Raw genomic sequence first — 15,423 nt, forward strand, 5'->3', positions numbered from 1 at the left:
AAGGTCTCGACCGACTGGGCGGCTCCCGACTCCGCAATGGCCCGCCGGCCCTAGCGGCACCGCGATCGCTGGCCCCGCGAAACCTGTTGTTCGCGTGACGTTTCCGCGCCACGACCACCGAGAAAGGATCGACCATGGGGACATCCGACACCGACCGGGCCGTGGCCTACCTGCTGGTTCGGCTGACCATCGGGGCCAGCCTGTTCGGCCACGGCCTGGTCCGGTTGCCGAAGCTGGGCGCGTTTCACGCCCAGCTGATGAGTGAGTTCACGAAGTCGATGCTGCCCGCCGTCGCGGTCTCGCGATGCGGTTACGCGCTGCCGTTCGCGGAGCTGACCATCGGAGCGCTGTTGCTGGCCGGTGTGCTGACCCGGACGGCCGCCATCGCCGGCGCACTGGTGATGGTCGGTCTGGTCCTGGGCGCCACGTCGATCGAGCACTTCAACGTGATCGGCGACCAACTCGTGCACGCGCTCTTTCTCGTCGGCGTGATTGCGTTCCGCGGGCACAACCGCTACTCCGTCGACCACCTGCTCACCGCCCGCCAGTCGACCAGCGCATAATCTCCACGCCCGTCGGCGCGCCGGGCGCCCGCGGTGGCGATTTCGTTAAATGTCTTGACGAAATGTTTGCCCCAAGCCCCTCAACGGCTACAGCTAGAAGTCACACACCAAAAGATTGCGGTCTCCCGATTGAGCGCGCTTGCGGAGCTCCGGGAATGACCGTGGGTCAGGTGACCAGCGGTCATGGCCGCACAACCGAGACGAGCAACGATGCAACGACTCAGCGGATTGGACGCGTTCTTTCTGCACCTGGAATCGCCGACGCAGCCTTTGAATGTTTGCTGCGTGCTGGAGTTGGACCCGTCGACGATGCCCGGCGGCTACACCTTTGATCGCTTCAGTGCGGCGCTGCGCGAGCGGCTTGATGCGGTGCCCGAATTCCGCCTCAAGCTGGCCGACAACCAACTGAACCTCGACCACCCCGTGTGGGTCGACGACGACCGGTTCGACACGGCTCGCCACCTTCACCGCGTGGCCCTGCCGTCGCCGGGAGGCCCGAAAGAATTAGCGGACATCTGCGGCCACATCGCCGGCCTGCCGCTCGATCGTGACCGGCCGCTGTGGGAGATGTGGGTGATCGAAGGCCTGCACGGCACGGACGCACTGTCCGTCGTCCTCAAGGTCCACCACGCGGTGGTCGACGGCGTGGGCGGCGCCCACCTGCTCTCGCAGTTGTGCAGCGACGTGCCCGACGCCCCGCCGCCGGAACCGGCCGAGCGCGCCGGCGCGGCGAATCCACTACAGATCGCCGCGAGCGGGCTGATCGGGGCGGCGTTGCGGCCGTGGCGGCTGGCCCGAGTCCTGCCGGCCACGGCGCTGACCGTGGCGGAGACGGTGCTGCGCGCCCGCGGCGGCGGCCAGACGATGGCGGCCCCGTTCGCGGCGCCGCCGACCGCGTTCAACGGCTCGTTCACCCGGCGCCGCAACGTGGCGCTGACCAACGTGGACCTCGAGGACGTCAAAACCGTCAAAAACCGGTTCGGGGTCACCGTCAACGACGTCGTGACGGCGCTGTGCGCCGGGGCGTTACGGCAGTACTTCCAAGACCGCGACGCGCTGTCCGACGTCCCCCTGGTCGCGAGCGTGCCGGTGTCGGTGCGCGGCAAGTCCACCCGCACGGGCCGCAACCAGATGACCTGGATGCTCTGCCGCCTCGAAACCCACGTCGACGACCCCGTACAACGGCTGGCGAGCATCGCCGAGGGAAACGCCGCGGCGAAGGACCACTCCGCGGCGCTGGGCCCGACGCTGCTGCACGACTGGACGCAAGTGGCCGGGCAGACCCTGTTCGGTGCGGCCCGACGGCTGCTGCCGCGACTCCCCCTGCCCGAGAACCCGCCGCACAACCTGGTGCTGTCGAACGTCGCCGGCCCGCAAGAACAGCTCTACTTCCTGGGGTGCCGCCTCGACGCGATGTATCCGCTCGGCCCGATCATCGCCGGCGCCGCGCTGAACATCACGGTGATGTCGCTCAACGGCCGGCTGGGCATCGGCATCATCTCCTGCCCGGACCTGGTTCCGGACCTTTGGGACCTCGCCGATGCGTTTCCCGCCGCGCTCAAAGAGCTGCTGAGTTGCGGCGAGCCGGCCTGATCTGCCCGGTCTGATCCGCCCGGTCAGCGGAACCCCGTCCATCCTCGCCGCCGCGGCATGGCAGGGTGACATCCGTGGCAGACACTTCGGAACCGACGAGCGTCGCGGCGCACGACCTGCGCGAAATCAGCACTGACAAGGGCGCTTTGCGCTACTACGACACCGGCGGATCCCATTCGGGGCCGGCGCTGCTGTTCCTGCACGGCTCCGGCCCCGGTGTCACCGGCTGGCGCAACTTCCGCGGCGTGCTGCCCGCCTTCGCCGAGCGGTTCCGCTGCCTGATCCTGGAATTCCCCGGCTTCGGGGTCAGCGACGACTTCGGCGGCCACCCGATGGTCACCGCCTTCGGCACGGTGGCGCCCTTCCTGGACGCGCTCGGCGTGGACAAGGTGCACATCGTCGGCAACTCGATGGGTGGTGGCGTCGGCATCAACTTCGCGACCCACAATCCGGACCGCGTCGGCCGGCTGGTGACCATCGGCGGGATCGGCACCAACATCTTCAGTCCCAGTCCCAGCGAAGGCATTCGGCTGCTGCAGGAATTCGTCGAGGACCCCACGCGGCAGCGGCTGGTCGACTGGCTCAAGTCGATGGTCTACGACCAGGCGCTGGTCACCGACGAGCTGATCGAGGAACGCTGGCAGCTGGCCACCGACGCGGACACCCTGGCCGCGGCGCGACGCATGTACGGCAAGGCGGCATTCGCCGGGATGAACGCCGCGCTGAACGCCTCCGACCGGCCGCTACCGTGGGCGACGATGCACAAGCTCACCGCGCCCACGCTGCTGACCTGGGGCCGCGACGACAGGGTGAGCCCGCCGGACATGGCGCTGATCCCGATGCGCACCATCCCCAACGCGGAGCTGCACATCTTCCCCAACTCCGGGCACTGGGCCATGATCGAGGCCAAGGCGGCGTTCGAAAGCACCGTGCTGGCTTTTCTTTCGCGCGGCTAGCCAGTTCTTATCGCTGGGTGGCTCCGGCGTCGACGGGCAGGACGATCGCGGTGATGTAACGGGCCTCGTCCGAGGCCAGAAACAGCGCGGCGTTGGCCACGTCCACCGCGTCCACCCAGGGCACCGCGAGCATGTTCATCGAGCGGGCCGCCTCGGCGAATTCCGCGCGGGTGGGGGGCCGGTCCAAGTCGGGCCGGAATGCGGCGCCCACCACGTCATTGTGGATCATGGGCGTGTCGACGTTGGTCGGGCTGATGCAGTTGACCCGAACGTTGTGCGGCGCAAGCTCATTGGCCAGGCTGCGCATCATGCCGATCACGCCGTGCTTGGCGGCGGTGTAATGCGCGACGCCGACCAGCCCGCGCAGGCCCGCGATGGAACTCGTCAGGGTCATCGAACCCGCCCCGCGCGCGATCAGGTGCGGCGCGGTCGCGCGGCAGGTGTGCCATACCCCGGTCAGGTTGACGTCGAGCATTGTGCGCCAGGCGTTTTCGTCGAGCTCGACCGCCATGCCGCGGGAGGTGATGCCCGCGGTCGCGCAGACCGCGTCGAGACCACCGAACCGCTCGGCCCCGCGGTCGGTGGCGGCCTGCACACCGGCGAGGTCTCGCACGTCGACGATCTCGGTGTGCGCGAGCCCGCCGGCATCGCGCACCAGCGACGCCGTGGTGTCGAGGTCGGCGGGGGTGCTGTGCGGGATACGCACGGTGTCGACCGGGCCACACACGTCGAGCGCCACGATGTTCGCACCCTCCTGCGCGAACCGCACCGCCTGCGCGCGGCCGATCCCGCGCGCCGCTCCGGTGACCAGGGCGACCTTGCCGTGCAGTCGCCCGCCGCGCGTGGCGCTCACGTCGTCTTCTGCGTCAGGCCGGCGTCGACCACCAGCTGCGTGCCGGTGACGTAGCGGGCCGCGTCCGAGGCCAAAAACAGCACGGCGTTGGCGATGTCGACGGGCTCGACCCACGGCACCGGCAGCAGGTTGCGCGCCTGCAGCACCTCGGCCGCGTCGGCCGCCGTCGGGTTGTCCAGGTCCGGCCGGAGCCGCCGAAAAGTGGCCTCGTTGAGCACCATTGGGGTGGCCACCGGGCCGGGGTGCACGGTGTTGACCCGGATGCCGCGCGGCCCGAGCTCGTTCGCGAGGGTGCGCGCCAATCCCACCACCGCGTGCTTGCTGGCGGTGTAGTGGGCGGTGTTGGGCAGGCCGCGCAGGCCGCTGGTGGAGCTGATGACGACCACCGAGCCGCCGCGATCACCCAGGTGCGGCACGCTCGCCCGGACGGTATGCCACACGCCGGTGAGGTTGATGTCGAGCGTGCGCTGCCAGACCTGGGGGTCCAGTTCCCACGACGGTGCGCCGGGCAGGTGGACCCCGGCGTTGGCGACGACGACGTCGAGCCGGCCCAACGCGGCCACGCCGGCGTCGATGGCGGCCGTCATCGCTTCGAGCTCGCTGACGTCGGCCAGGCCGGTTACGCACCGCCGGCCGCGGTCGTCGACTCGGCTTGCCGTAGCGCGCAACTCGTCGGCCGCCGCGGGCGCGTCGAGCGCGATCACGTCGGCACCCTCGTCGGCGAACCGCTCACAGTGCACCCGGCCGGTCCCCTTGGCCGCACCGGTGACCACCACAACCTTGTCCAGCAACCCCGTCATCGTTCGATTAGATCGAAGCCGCGATAGCCGGCGCCGGCGACCTCGGCGCAGATGTCGTTGTATGTCGCGAAGCCCCCGGTGAACAGCATGAAGCCGCGCGGCTTTCCCGGCACGTTGGCGCCCATGTACCAGGAGTTGGCCTTGGTGAACAGCGTGGTCTCGGCCCGGCGGGCGCATTCGGCGCCCCACTCGTCCACGCTGTCCACGGTGGCTTCCAGCGCGGCGTAACCGTGCCGGTCCAGGTGGATGATGGCCTCCGCGATCCAGTTCACCTGGGCCTCGGCGTGCAGCACCATGTTCGCCAGCACGGCGGGTGCCCCCGGACCCGAGACCAAAAACAGGTTGGGGAAGCCGTCGACGCCCAGCCCCAGATAGGTGCGGGGTCCGTGCGCCCAATCGTCTCGCAGGGCGGTGCCGCGCCGGCCGACGATGTCGATCTTGCCCAGCGCCCCGGTCATCGCGTCGAAACCCGTTGCCAGCACGATCATGTCGACGTCGTAATGGGCTTCGGTGTTATCGGCCCCGGCGGTGTTGATGCCGGTGGCGTCGACGGATTCGATCGGGGTGGCCCGGACACTGATCAGCGACACGTTCGCCCGGTTGAAGGTCTGAAAATAGTTGCTGTCGGTGCAGATTCGTTTGGTGCCGATCGGGTGGTCGGTGGGAATCAGCAGGTCGGCGACCGCCGGATCGTCGATGACGGCCCGGACCTTCTCCTCGTAGAACCTGCGGGCCTCGTCGTTGGCCTCCAGGTCGGTCAGCTGGTCCGGGAACGTCTTGGAGAACAGCACGCCGCCTTGCTGCCAACGCTTTTCGAACGCCGCACGCCGCTCCTCGGCGGTGAACTGCATCGTCGGCCTGGGGGCGGTGATGTGCGGCGAGCCACCGCCGCTGCGCCACGACAGCGCACGCCGCTGCGCGTAACCGGCCTTGATCTCGTCGAGCTCGGCGGCGGACAGGGGCCTGTTGCCGGCCGGGACGCTGTAGTTGGGGGTGCGCTGGAAGACGTAGAGGTGGGCGGCGGACTCGGCGATGACCGGAATCGACTGAATGCCGGAGGATCCCGTGCCGATGACCGCCACCCGTTTGCCGGTGAAGTCGACGGGCCGGTGCGGCCACCGCGCGGTGTGGTAAAGCTCGCCGGCGAAGGTGTCCAGGCCGGGGAAGTCCGGGGTCAGCGCGGCCGACAGCGGACCCGTCGCCATCACCACGAACCGCGCCGAAAAGCATTGTCCCGCATCGGTGGTGACCGTCCAGCGCAACGCCGCCTCGTCGAGGTGCGCCGACACCACGCGGGTGCGCAACGCGATGTCGCGGCGCAGGTCGAGCTTGTCGGCGACCCAGTTCAGGTACGCCAGGATCTCGGCCTGGGTGGCATACCGTTCGGTCCAGTTCCACTCCTGCTGGAGTTCGTCGGAGAACGAGTAGCAGTAGTCGACGCTCTCGACGTCGCAACGCGCTCCCGGATACCGGTTGTGGTACCAGGTGCCGCCCAGTTCGGGCGCGGCCTCCAGCACCCGCACCGACAGGCCCTGCCCGCGCAGTTTGTGCAGCGCGTACAGGCCGGCGAACCCCGCGCCGACCACGACGACGTCGAGGGACCGCGCGCCGGGAACGTTCACAACGAGTCACCGTAGGGCCTCGGCCGGCGCGGCCCGCGCGGCCTCCCGGTCACCGGACGCTTGCGGCGAGTTTTCCCGGCCACCGGGCGTGGGTGGCCGGCGGCGAGGTTCGCGTCGAATTCCGACGCCCTTGGTGTCCGCTCATCGGGATTTCCTTTGGGACGGGCCTCGACTGCGGTAGACCATTACTTAGCCCCCACACGTGCTTAGCCCACACACGTAAGGACAACGATATGAGCGAGCGGGTACTCGACCGGGTAGTGGCCATGGCGGACCAGTTGCGCGACCAGGCCGCCGAAGCCGAACGCATCGGGCGGCTCACCGACGACACCGTCAAGCTGATGAAGGGCGCCGGCCTGATCCGGCTGCTGCAGACCAAGCAATATCAGGGCTTCGAGGTGCACCCGCGCGAGTTCGCCGAGACGACGATGGCCACCGCGGCACTGGATCCGGCGGCCGGCTGGATCGTGGGCGTCGTCGGCGTGCACCCCTACCAGTTGGCGTACGCGGACCCGAAAGTCGCCGCCGAGATCTGGGCCGACGACGTCGACACCTGGATGGCCTCCCCCTACGCGCCGCAGGGCGTGGCCAAACCCGTCGACGGAGGTTACGTCTTCAACGGGCGCTGGCAGTTCAGCTCGGGCACCGACCACTGCGACTGGATCATCCTGGGGGCAATGCTCGGCGACGAGAAGGGCATCCCGCTGATGCCACCGCAGATGCTGCACATGATCTTGCCCCGCAAGGACTACGAGATAGTCGACGATTCGTGGAACGTGGTGGGGCTGCGCGGGACCGGCTCCAAGGACGTCATCGTCAAGGACGCGTTTGTGCCCAGCTACCGGACCATGGACGCGACCAAGGTGATGGACGGCACCGCCCAGCGCGAGGCCGGCATGACCGAACCCCTCTACCTGATGCCGTGGTCGACGATGTTCCCGCTGGGCATCTCCGCGGCCACCATCGGGATCGCGGAGGGTGCACTCGCCGCGCATCTGGATTATCAGCGCGAACGGGTCGGCGCCACCGGCACCGCAATCAAGGACGACCCCTACGTCATGCACGCCATCGGCGAGGCGGCCGCCGACATCAACGCGGCGCGTCAGGAGCTGCTGGCCAACGCCGACCGCATCTACGACATGGTCGCGGCCGGCAAGGAGGTGTCCTTCGCCGATCGGGCGGCCGGGCGCCGCACGCAGGTGCGCGCGGTGTGGCGTGCGGTGTCGGCGGTCGACGAGATCTTCGCCCGCTCGGGCGGCAACGCGGCGCGGATGGACAAGCCGCTGCAACGATATTGGCGTGACGTGCACGTCGGCCAGATGCACGCCATCCATGTCCCGGGCACCACCTATCACGCGGCGGCGCTGAGCTCGATCGGCATCGACCCGCCCGAGGGTCCGCTGCGGGCCCTGATCTAGGAGCATTAGTGAGCGACCTGAAAAGCCTTGGCTACATCACCATTTCGACCAATGACATCGACCGCTGGCGGCAGTTCGCCTTCGGCGTGCTGGGGTTCGCCGAAGGTAAGGGCCCCGATCCTTCGGCGCTGTACCTGCGGATGGACGAGCGGGCGGCCCGGCTCATCGTGGTGCCCGGTGAGACCGACCGGGTGCTGACCGTCGGCTGGGAAGTGCGCGACCACCCGGCCCTGCAGCGCGTGCAGGCCACCCTCGACGGCGCAGGCGTCGCGTACAAGCAGCTGTCCCCCGACGACGCCGAGGCGCGCCGGGTCGAAGAGGTGATCACCTTCGAAGATCCCGCCGGCACCACGCTGGAGGTGTTCCACGGCGCGGTGCTCGACCACAGCCCGGTCGTCACGCCGTTCGGCGCGAAGTTCGTCACCGGTGATCAGGGCATGGGCCACGTGGTGGTGCCGGCCACCGACCCCAACGGGCTGTTCGACTTCTACACCGAGGTCCTCGGGTTCCGGGCCCGTGGCGCGTTCCGGGTGCCGTTGCCCAAAGAGTTTGGGCCCGTGCGGGTTCGGTTCCTCGGCATCAACGAGCGACACCACAGCCTGGCGATCGTGCCGGCCGCACACCAGCGCGACCCGCGCCTGGTCCACATCATGGTGGAGGTCGACACCCTCGACGCCGTCGGGCAGGCGCTGGACCGGGTCAACGCCGAGGGATTCCAGCTGTCGTCCACCCTGGGGCGACACACCAACGACAAGATGGTCTCGTTCTACGTCCGCGCACCCGGTGACTGGGACATCGAATTCGGCACCGACGGGATGCGGGTCGACGAAACCTATTACACCGCAGAGGAAATCACCGCCGACAGCTACTGGGGCCACCAGTGGGTCGGCGAAATGCCCGCGGCCATGCGGCTGTGACGCCCGACTCCGACGTGACGCCGGTCGCGGCGTCGAAGATCACCTCGTGGGACGCCGAGGCCGACGTCGTCATCGCCGGCTACGGGGTCGCCGGTGCGGCCGCGGCGGTGGAAGCGGCCCGGTCCGGCGCCGACGTCCTGGTGCTCGAGCGCACCGGCTCCTGGGGCGGGGCGGCGTCGATGGCCGGCGGCTTCATCTATCTCGGCGGCGGTACCCCGATCCAAACGGCTTGCGGTTTCCCCGATTCCGTCGACAACATGGCGGCATTCCTCAACGTCGCGATGGGCCCCGGCGCCGACGAGAACAGGATCGCCGACTACTGCGCGGGCAGCGTCGCCCACTTCGACTGGCTGGTCGGCTGCGGCGTGCCGTTCAAGGCGGAATTCTTCTCCGAGCCCGGCTGGGAACCGATGGGCGATCAGGGGCTGATGTACAGCGGCGGCGAAAACTCCTTTCCGTTCAACACCATCGCCACCCCCGCGCCGCGCGGGCACGTCCCGCAGATGCAGAACAAGAAGCAGGGCGAGGCCAGCGCCGGCTACATGCTGATGAAGCCCCTCGTCGAAACCGCCACTGCCGCAAGCGCACGCGCGCTGTACGACGTGCGGGTGCAGCGGCTGATCACCGAGTCCGACGGCCGAGTGGTCGGCATCCGGGCCCGCCGGTATGGCACCGAGATGAGCATCCGGGCGCGCAACGGCGTGGTGCTCGCGACGGGCAGCTTCGCCTACAACGACGCGATGGTGGCGCGCTACGCGCCGCGGATCGCCGGGCGCCCGGCCGCCTCGATCGAGCAGCATGACGGGCAGGCGATCCGGATGGCGCAGGCGCTCGGCGCCGATCTGGCGCACATGGACGCCACCGAGGTCGCGATCTTCATCGACCCGCAGCAGCTGGTGCGCGGAATCCTGGTCAACGGACGGGGCCAGCGCTACGTCGCCGAGGACACCTACCCGGGCCGGATCGGCCAGCTCACCCTCTATCAGCAGGACAACGTCGCCTATCTCATCATCGACGGCGACGCCCAGGAGGAGGCGATGGCCTCGTGGTCGCCGAAGTTCATGCTGCGCCCGGCGACCTGGGTGGCCGACACCGTCGCCGACCTGGAAGCCGAGATGGGGCTACCGCCGGGGACGCTGCAGGCGACCGTGGCCGCCTACAACGCGGGCGCCGCGCGCGGCGAGGATCCGCTGCTGCACAAGAAGCCGGAGTGGATCAAGCCGATCGGCTCCCCCGTCGGCGCGGTCGATCTGCGGGAGAACACCGGCGGTTTCACGCTGGGCGGGCTGGCCACCACGCTGGACGCCGAGGTGCTCCATGTCAGCGGCGCGCCCATCCCGGGCCTCTTCGCCGCCGGCCGGTGCACGGCCGGGCTGGCCGCCTGGGGCTACGCAAGCGGAGTCTCGCTGGGTGACGGCAGCTTCTACGGCCGGCGCGCCGGGCGCTCGGCCGCCAAAGGCTGAGTCTTCTGCGCCTGGCGGGCCGCGCGCTCGATACGTCCATGCAGCGCAGCCCAATACGGGCCGTCGACGTCGGGAAGGCCGGAGCGGCCCGGCTGTGACCCGGCTTGGTTGTCGACGAGTTCGCGAACGATGTCGGCGTGGCCCGCGTGGCGGGCGGTCTCGGCGAGCATGTGCACGAGGATTCGCCCGAGCGTCACCGAGCGCCGGTCTTCGGGCCAGCCGGGCGCGACACCGGGATGCTCGAGGTCAAGAGCCGCAATGGTGCGATCGGAGTGCGCACAGGCCCGCCGGTACAGATCGACGATGTCACCGCGGCTCTCGTCGGGCGCGGCCCACATGTCGACCGTGGGCTCCGCCGGGCCCTTCAGCCACAGCGGAGGACGCGGGAACGGCCGGGCAAACACGTCGCCGAAATAGCCGATCTCGCAGCCGGTCAGGTGTTTGACCAAGCCCAGGAGGTTGGTGCCGTGCGGGGTCATCGGTCTGCGGACGTCGTATTCGGACAGTCCGTCGAGCTTCCAGACCACGGCCGCACGGGCGTCGCGAAGCTGTCGATGCAAGTCGTCCTTGAGACCGATCACGGTGCGCTTCGGCCCGAGGGCGCGCGCGTGCGCACCTTGGTCAGCGCGGCGGTGGCGGCCGCGGCGGCGGAAATAGCACTGTTAATCGAGATTTCACCGCGCATGCCCGGCGCGGAGACCATGTCGCCGACCAGGAACACGCCGTCGCCGCGGTAGACGGCCGGCCGGTCGCGCCAGGTCTGGCCGGGCAGGTCCAGGGCGCCGGTGCGGCCCTTGGCGATGGCGGTGCGGTGAAAGGTGGTGCGCTCGCGCCAGTTCGGCAGCGCTTGGTCGGCGAGGCCTTCCAGTCGCCGGTGCGCGTCCGCGTGTGACTCGCCGGCGCGGACGGGCATCTGCAGTTGGTAGAGCGCCTCTTCGGCGGGCGCCACCGAATCGTCCTGCATGCTATAGCTCTCGTGGAAGCCGCCCTCGTCGAGATCGAAGATCAGATTGGTGTCCTTGCGGCCGGCCTTGACGGCGATGTCGAGCAGCGCGGCGTGTCCGCTTGTCCAACTGAGACTTTCGTCCCCCAGCAGGGAGCGCGCCGCGGCGATGTCGGTGGCCACGATGACCGGGCCGCCAGCGGGCAAGGTGTCGATGCGCGCCGCGGTCTGCACCGCGACGCCGAGTTCCTTCGCGCGGTCGGCCATCCTGTCGATGACGGTTTGCCAGCCGCCACGAACCCAGCGCACCGCGGGCGGGTTGGGGCCGAGGACCCGTTGGAACAGCGTCCACACAAACGCCGCCGAAAGTTGGCCGGTGTCAGCGTGATAGGTGACGACGCTGATCGCGTTGGCCATCTGGGTGGCCGTCTTTTCGCCCCACCGCCCGCTGGCCCAGGTGTGGAAGTCGACGTCGACGGGCGCGGTGAGCCATTTGCGCGATTGCGGGCGCAGCATCGGTAGCGGCGGCAGCGCACGGATGCGCCCGTCGGCGCGAAAGTGCAGCAGTGCGGCCATGGCGACCGGACCGGGCCACCCGAGGCGTTTGACGAAGCCGCGCTTTTTCAGCCACTTGTAGTGCGGACCATCGGCGTAGAACACGTGCGCACCGTCGTGGGCGACATAGGGCGGCGGTGTGGCACGGCCGCGGCCACCCAGGCGATCGTGCGCTTCGTAAAGCCGCACCGGGACACCGGCTTCCGCGCATGCGATGGCGGCGGTCAGGCCGCCGAGACCACCGCCGATCACGCTGATGTGGCTACCCATCGTTGTTCCTTTCTTCGGGGTTGGGCGTCGGATCCGACCACTGCAGTCGGGCAGCGATCATTTCCGCGGTGGAACGCAGGTATCGCTCCTCGTCGATGGCGGCCGGGTGTTCACCGCCGAACGTGTCGCGGATCAGCCAGTAATGCGCGACCGCGCTGAGCACCACGACGGCGGCGGCGTCCCAGTCGTGTGCGCCGTGGTCCGGCCCGGCCAGTTCGGCCAACCCGCGGGAGATCACCGACAGCACCTGCAGGTACTCGTTGCGGCGGAACACCTCGAGGACCTCCGGGGAGGCCGAGGTGTCGCGCAACAGGATCCGGGTGACGTCGCGGTTGTGGTCCAGCCGGCCCAACCCCACCCGGCAGAGCAGCACGAGCCTGTCGACCAGCCCGGCACCGGAGGCCACCTGGTCGAGCAATTCCAGTACCGAGAAGCCGGGCTCGAAGAACGGCGCCCACTGGTCGCGATCGGCGAGGGTCTCGCCGATGGCTTCGTAGAGCAGTTGGTCCTTGGAGCGAAAGTGCCGGTACAGCGCGCCCGAGCCCGGCGACAGCCCGGCGGCCTGTTCGATCTGGGCGATCGTGGTGGCCGCGAACCCGCGTTGCCCGAACAGGCGCAGCGCTTCGGTGATGATCCGCTGTCGCGACGTGACGGGCACAGCGCCTCCCAACAAGTAAGTGCTTACTTGCAGTAAAGCAGCGGCCGGCACCGGCCGCAAGACGCGGTGGTGGCTCAGGCGTGCGGCAGCCGGTCGAAAACGGCGAGGACCAGGACGTGGGTGGCGTTGATGAGTTGCGCCCGGCGGCGCCGGCGATCCTGCAGGAGCCAGAGCGTGGCGGCGGTGGTGATGGCGCCGATGATTTCCTCGGCGATGATGGCCCGCTGCGCCTTGGGCAGTGTGGTCTTGGTGAAGGCGGCGGCCGCCAGAGTCTCCACCGAGGCGGCGAATCGCTGGGTTTGCGCGGCCCAGGCGGCATCCACTGCCGGGCTTACGCCGAGGATCTCCAGCAGGGTGATCCGCGCCCGCCGCTGGTCGGCGTCGATGGCTTCGAAATAGCCTGTCAGCGCCGCCCGTAACTGAACGTCGAGGGTGTCCGCCGGCGCCTGGGCGACGGCGCTCACCATGGCCTGGTGTATTTCCTCGGCGCATCGCTGGTAGCAGGCGAGCAAAAGTGTCTCGCTGTCGGGAAACGATTCGTAGAAGTACCGCTTCGACAGCCCGGCGCTGGCGCAGACCTGGTCGACCGTCGCGGCGCGGTAGCCGACCGTGCCGAACACGTCGACGGCGGCCTCGATGAGGCGCGTGCGCCGCTGCTCGGCCCGTTGGCCGGGGGTGGCTCCTCGATACGTTCGCGACGGCTGCACTACCCGATATTGACACACGCGGGTTCCCGATTCGGGTTGTTGAGGTGCTCGTTCGCGGCATGGTCATCAGGCCGTGAGGACGGCCTTGATGGCGTTTCCGTGGCAGTGCTCGCGCAGGGCGCCCGGAGCGTCGTCGAACGAGGCGGTGAGGGTGGTGACCAGCTCGGGTCGCAGCTTTCCCGCGGCCATGAGTTCGAGCACCGAAGGCATGACGGCGCGGACGTGACTGCGACCGATGTGCAACGTCACGTTGCGCACGTAGCAGGCGGCCAAGGGCACGCTGGCGCGCCGGTGCAGCGACCAGACGCAGGTGCAGATGCCGTCGGGCGCGGTGTGACGAAGTACCTGTCGGAGCCCGCTCGGGGTGCCGGTGGCGTCGACGGTCAGCGCGGCGGTCGGCCACTCGCGGGGGTGCCGCGGATCCAGCGCATGGAAACCCAGTTGCTCGGCGCGATCGCGGACGGCCGCACGGCCGTCGACGATGTGAATTCTGCGCGCGCCCAACGCCTGAGCGATCAGTCCGGTACACAGCACCGCGCTGGAGGTCATCGGCTCACGGCTGCCCATGCGGCCCACGATGAGCGTCTCGGCGTCGGGATCGGCGGCCAGCAGGCCGGGTAGGTGTGGCGCGACTTGCCGGTAGGCGTCGCAGACGTTATCCCCCACCCCGGCCGCGGCGGCCGGCTCGACGCCGTCGGGCAAGGCCACGAGCATCGCATCGGCGAAGGGAACGGCCATCAGGTCGGCCAACGCGCCGCCCCAAAGGCCACCGGAGATGCCGAACCCGTACATCGACGCCGGGGGAACCGACAGGCAGCTGCCGGTGTGGCCACGCCGGCAGGCGGAACAGCGCCCGCAGCTGATCTGGAACGGCACCACCACCCGGTCGCCGATCCGAACGGAGGTCACCTCGTCCCCCACCTCGACCACTTCGGCCACGCATTCGTGGCCGAGGTGCAGCGGCAGCGGAAATGGGGTGCGGCCCAGCATCATTGCCCGGTCCACGTCGCAGGTCGCCACGGCGATCGGTCGCACGATCGCGGCCTGCGGGCCGGGCAGGGCGGGGCTGGGCAGCGACCGCCAGCGCAGCGCGCCGCCGGGGTAGGCGACGAGCCCGCGCATGCGTTGCCGGCTCGCCCGGCGGCGCCCGCCGCTCCCCCGGCCCAGTTGCTTGATCCGCATCTTGGTGTCGCGGTGCAGCGGCAGGCGCGCGGCCGACAGCGCGTCGGGACTCAGCAGCCTGGCGTAGTGGCCCAGCGCCGTGCGGGCCCGAACGAGATCGGTGTTCATCCTTGGTCCTCCAAGACCTGCGCCAGCCGTGTGCGCAATTGACGTTCCAGTGGCGGGGTCGACAGCAGCGGCTTCGCCCAGCGGGCCATCGCCACCCAGCGGGGCATGGCAACCCGGGCAGCCCGCCGCTGCACCGCGTCGGCGAGCTTTTCCCCACAGTCATCCGCCGACAGCGTCCGCCTGAGCGGACGCGGAAGTGTGGCCAGCATGGCGGCGAAGCCGGCAGAATCGGACATGGCACGCCGGAATAGTGGGGTGTCGACCCACGACATATGGGCCGAGCCGACATCGACGCCGCGCCAAGCCATCTCGAGTCGCAATGCGTTGGCGAACTGCTCCGCACCTGCCTTGCTCGCCGTGTATGCGGCCAGACCTGGAGCAGCGACGAAGGACGCAACCGACGCGACCACCAGTACGTACCCTTTTGCGCTGACGAGTGCGGGCAATGCGGCGCCGACGGTGTTGAACAGGCCGATGAGATTGATGTCGACGACTTGGCGGAACTGCGCCGGCTGCATGTCGAGCACCGGCGTCCAGGAACCCACGCCGGCGTTGGCCACGACGGCATCAAGGCGACCGAACTGCCGAATGCCGGCATCGACCGCCGTTCGCATGGCGTCGGGATCGCGAACATCGCCTTGCACAACCAGGCTTCGGCCGGGCCCGAATTCGCCTGCCAACGCTTGCAGTGCGGGCCCATCGACGTCCACGAGAAGAAGCCGTGCGCCACGGCGGTACAGCGCGCGCGCCGTGCTCGCGCCGATTCCGCTGCCGGCCCCGGTGACCAACACCGCCTTGTCGACAACCACGACGGG

Annotated in this window: 15 protein-coding genes; 6 read left to right on the forward strand and 9 right to left on the reverse strand. The window is 69.4% G+C overall.

Annotation, left to right across the window (positions count from 1 at the left end; translation table 11 throughout):
• Positions 1-134 precede the first annotated feature (134 nt).
• The 3 genes from A5624_RS19805 to A5624_RS19815 all read left to right on the forward strand — a co-directional run bounded on the left by A5624_RS19805 (position 135) and on the right by A5624_RS19815 (position 3,112).
• Positions 135-563 carry a DoxX family protein gene (locus A5624_RS19805; protein ID WP_066869793.1) on the forward strand — a complete coding sequence of 143 codons (429 nt, stop codon included), beginning with the start codon at positions 135-137 and terminating at the stop codon, positions 561-563.
• A 210-nt stretch (positions 564-773) separates the two neighbouring features.
• Complete coding sequence (locus A5624_RS19810) at positions 774-2,156, forward strand: wax ester/triacylglycerol synthase family O-acyltransferase (protein ID WP_066869796.1); 1,383 nt, start codon at positions 774-776, stop codon at positions 2,154-2,156.
• A 74-nt stretch (positions 2,157-2,230) separates the two neighbouring features.
• Positions 2,231-3,112, forward strand: coding sequence for an alpha/beta fold hydrolase (locus A5624_RS19815; RefSeq protein WP_066869799.1), 882 nt, complete (start codon positions 2,231-2,233; stop codon positions 3,110-3,112).
• A 7-nt stretch (positions 3,113-3,119) separates the two neighbouring features.
• On the opposite strand, the gene A5624_RS19820 is transcribed toward A5624_RS19815, so the two are convergent.
• The 3 genes from A5624_RS19820 to A5624_RS19830 are packed head-to-tail and all read right to left on the reverse strand — an operon-like array spanning position 3,120 to position 6,387.
• Complete coding sequence (locus A5624_RS19820) at positions 3,120-3,965, reverse strand: mycofactocin-coupled SDR family oxidoreductase (RefSeq protein WP_066869801.1); 846 nt, start codon at positions 3,963-3,965, stop codon at positions 3,120-3,122.
• Positions 3,962-4,765 carry a mycofactocin-coupled SDR family oxidoreductase gene (locus tag A5624_RS19825; protein WP_066869804.1) on the reverse strand — a complete coding sequence of 268 codons (804 nt, stop codon included), beginning with the start codon at positions 4,763-4,765 and terminating at the stop codon, positions 3,962-3,964. Before A5624_RS19825 ends, A5624_RS19820 begins: the two co-directional genes overlap by 4 nt.
• The gene (locus tag A5624_RS19830; RefSeq protein WP_066869807.1) at positions 4,762-6,387 is read right to left on the reverse strand and encodes an NAD(P)/FAD-dependent oxidoreductase; all 1,626 of its coding nucleotides are present in this window, start codon (positions 6,385-6,387) and stop codon (positions 4,762-4,764) included. Before A5624_RS19830 ends, A5624_RS19825 begins: the two co-directional genes overlap by 4 nt.
• 233 nt (positions 6,388-6,620) lie before the next feature.
• Between A5624_RS19830 and A5624_RS19835 the strand changes: the two genes are divergently transcribed.
• The 3 genes from A5624_RS19835 to A5624_RS19845 are packed head-to-tail and all read left to right on the forward strand — an operon-like array spanning position 6,621 to position 10,185.
• Positions 6,621-7,805: an acyl-CoA dehydrogenase family protein gene (locus A5624_RS19835; protein ID WP_066869810.1), complete on the forward strand. Its 1,185-nt coding sequence runs from the start codon at positions 6,621-6,623 to the stop codon at positions 7,803-7,805.
• 8 nt (positions 7,806-7,813) lie between these two features.
• Positions 7,814-8,722, forward strand: coding sequence for a biphenyl-2,3-diol 1,2-dioxygenase (gene bphC, locus A5624_RS19840; protein WP_066869813.1), 909 nt, complete (start codon positions 7,814-7,816; stop codon positions 8,720-8,722).
• Positions 8,719-10,185 (forward strand): FAD-dependent oxidoreductase, encoded by a 1,467-nt coding sequence (locus A5624_RS19845; protein WP_066869816.1) that lies wholly within the window; start codon positions 8,719-8,721, stop codon positions 10,183-10,185. Before bphC ends, A5624_RS19845 begins: the two co-directional genes overlap by 4 nt.
• Here A5624_RS19845 and A5624_RS19850 read toward each other — a convergent pair.
• The 6 genes from A5624_RS19850 to A5624_RS19875 all read right to left on the reverse strand — a co-directional run bounded on the left by A5624_RS19850 (position 10,146) and on the right by A5624_RS19875 (position 15,417).
• Complete coding sequence (locus A5624_RS19850; RefSeq protein WP_369827502.1) at positions 10,146-10,763, reverse strand: DinB family protein; 618 nt, start codon at positions 10,761-10,763, stop codon at positions 10,146-10,148. The two genes, A5624_RS19845 and A5624_RS19850, sit on opposite strands and share 40 nt — an antisense overlap.
• Positions 10,763-11,953 (reverse strand): NAD(P)-binding protein, encoded by a 1,191-nt coding sequence (locus A5624_RS19855; protein ID WP_066869820.1) that lies wholly within the window; start codon positions 11,951-11,953, stop codon positions 10,763-10,765. Before A5624_RS19855 ends, A5624_RS19850 begins: the two co-directional genes overlap by 1 nt.
• Complete coding sequence (locus tag A5624_RS19860) at positions 11,946-12,611, reverse strand: TetR/AcrR family transcriptional regulator (RefSeq protein ID WP_066869822.1); 666 nt, start codon at positions 12,609-12,611, stop codon at positions 11,946-11,948. The genes A5624_RS19855 and A5624_RS19860 overlap by 8 nt, the downstream gene beginning before the upstream one ends.
• 74 nt (positions 12,612-12,685) lie before the next feature.
• Positions 12,686-13,318: a TetR/AcrR family transcriptional regulator gene (locus tag A5624_RS19865; protein ID WP_197498034.1), complete on the reverse strand. Its 633-nt coding sequence runs from the start codon at positions 13,316-13,318 to the stop codon at positions 12,686-12,688.
• Between the two features lie 66 nt (positions 13,319-13,384).
• Positions 13,385-14,608, reverse strand: coding sequence for a zinc-binding dehydrogenase (locus A5624_RS19870; protein WP_082990615.1), 1,224 nt, complete (start codon positions 14,606-14,608; stop codon positions 13,385-13,387).
• Positions 14,605-15,417, reverse strand: coding sequence for an SDR family oxidoreductase (locus tag A5624_RS19875; RefSeq protein ID WP_066869828.1), 813 nt, complete (start codon positions 15,415-15,417; stop codon positions 14,605-14,607). The genes A5624_RS19870 and A5624_RS19875 overlap by 4 nt, the downstream gene beginning before the upstream one ends.
• Between the last annotated feature and the right edge of the window lie 6 nt (positions 15,418-15,423).

The sequence above is a fragment of the Mycobacterium sp. 1482292.6 genome (assembly GCF_001672995.1).
In the GTDB taxonomy this organism is placed as follows: Bacteria; Actinomycetota; Actinomycetes; order Mycobacteriales; family Mycobacteriaceae; genus Mycobacterium; species Mycobacterium europaeum_A.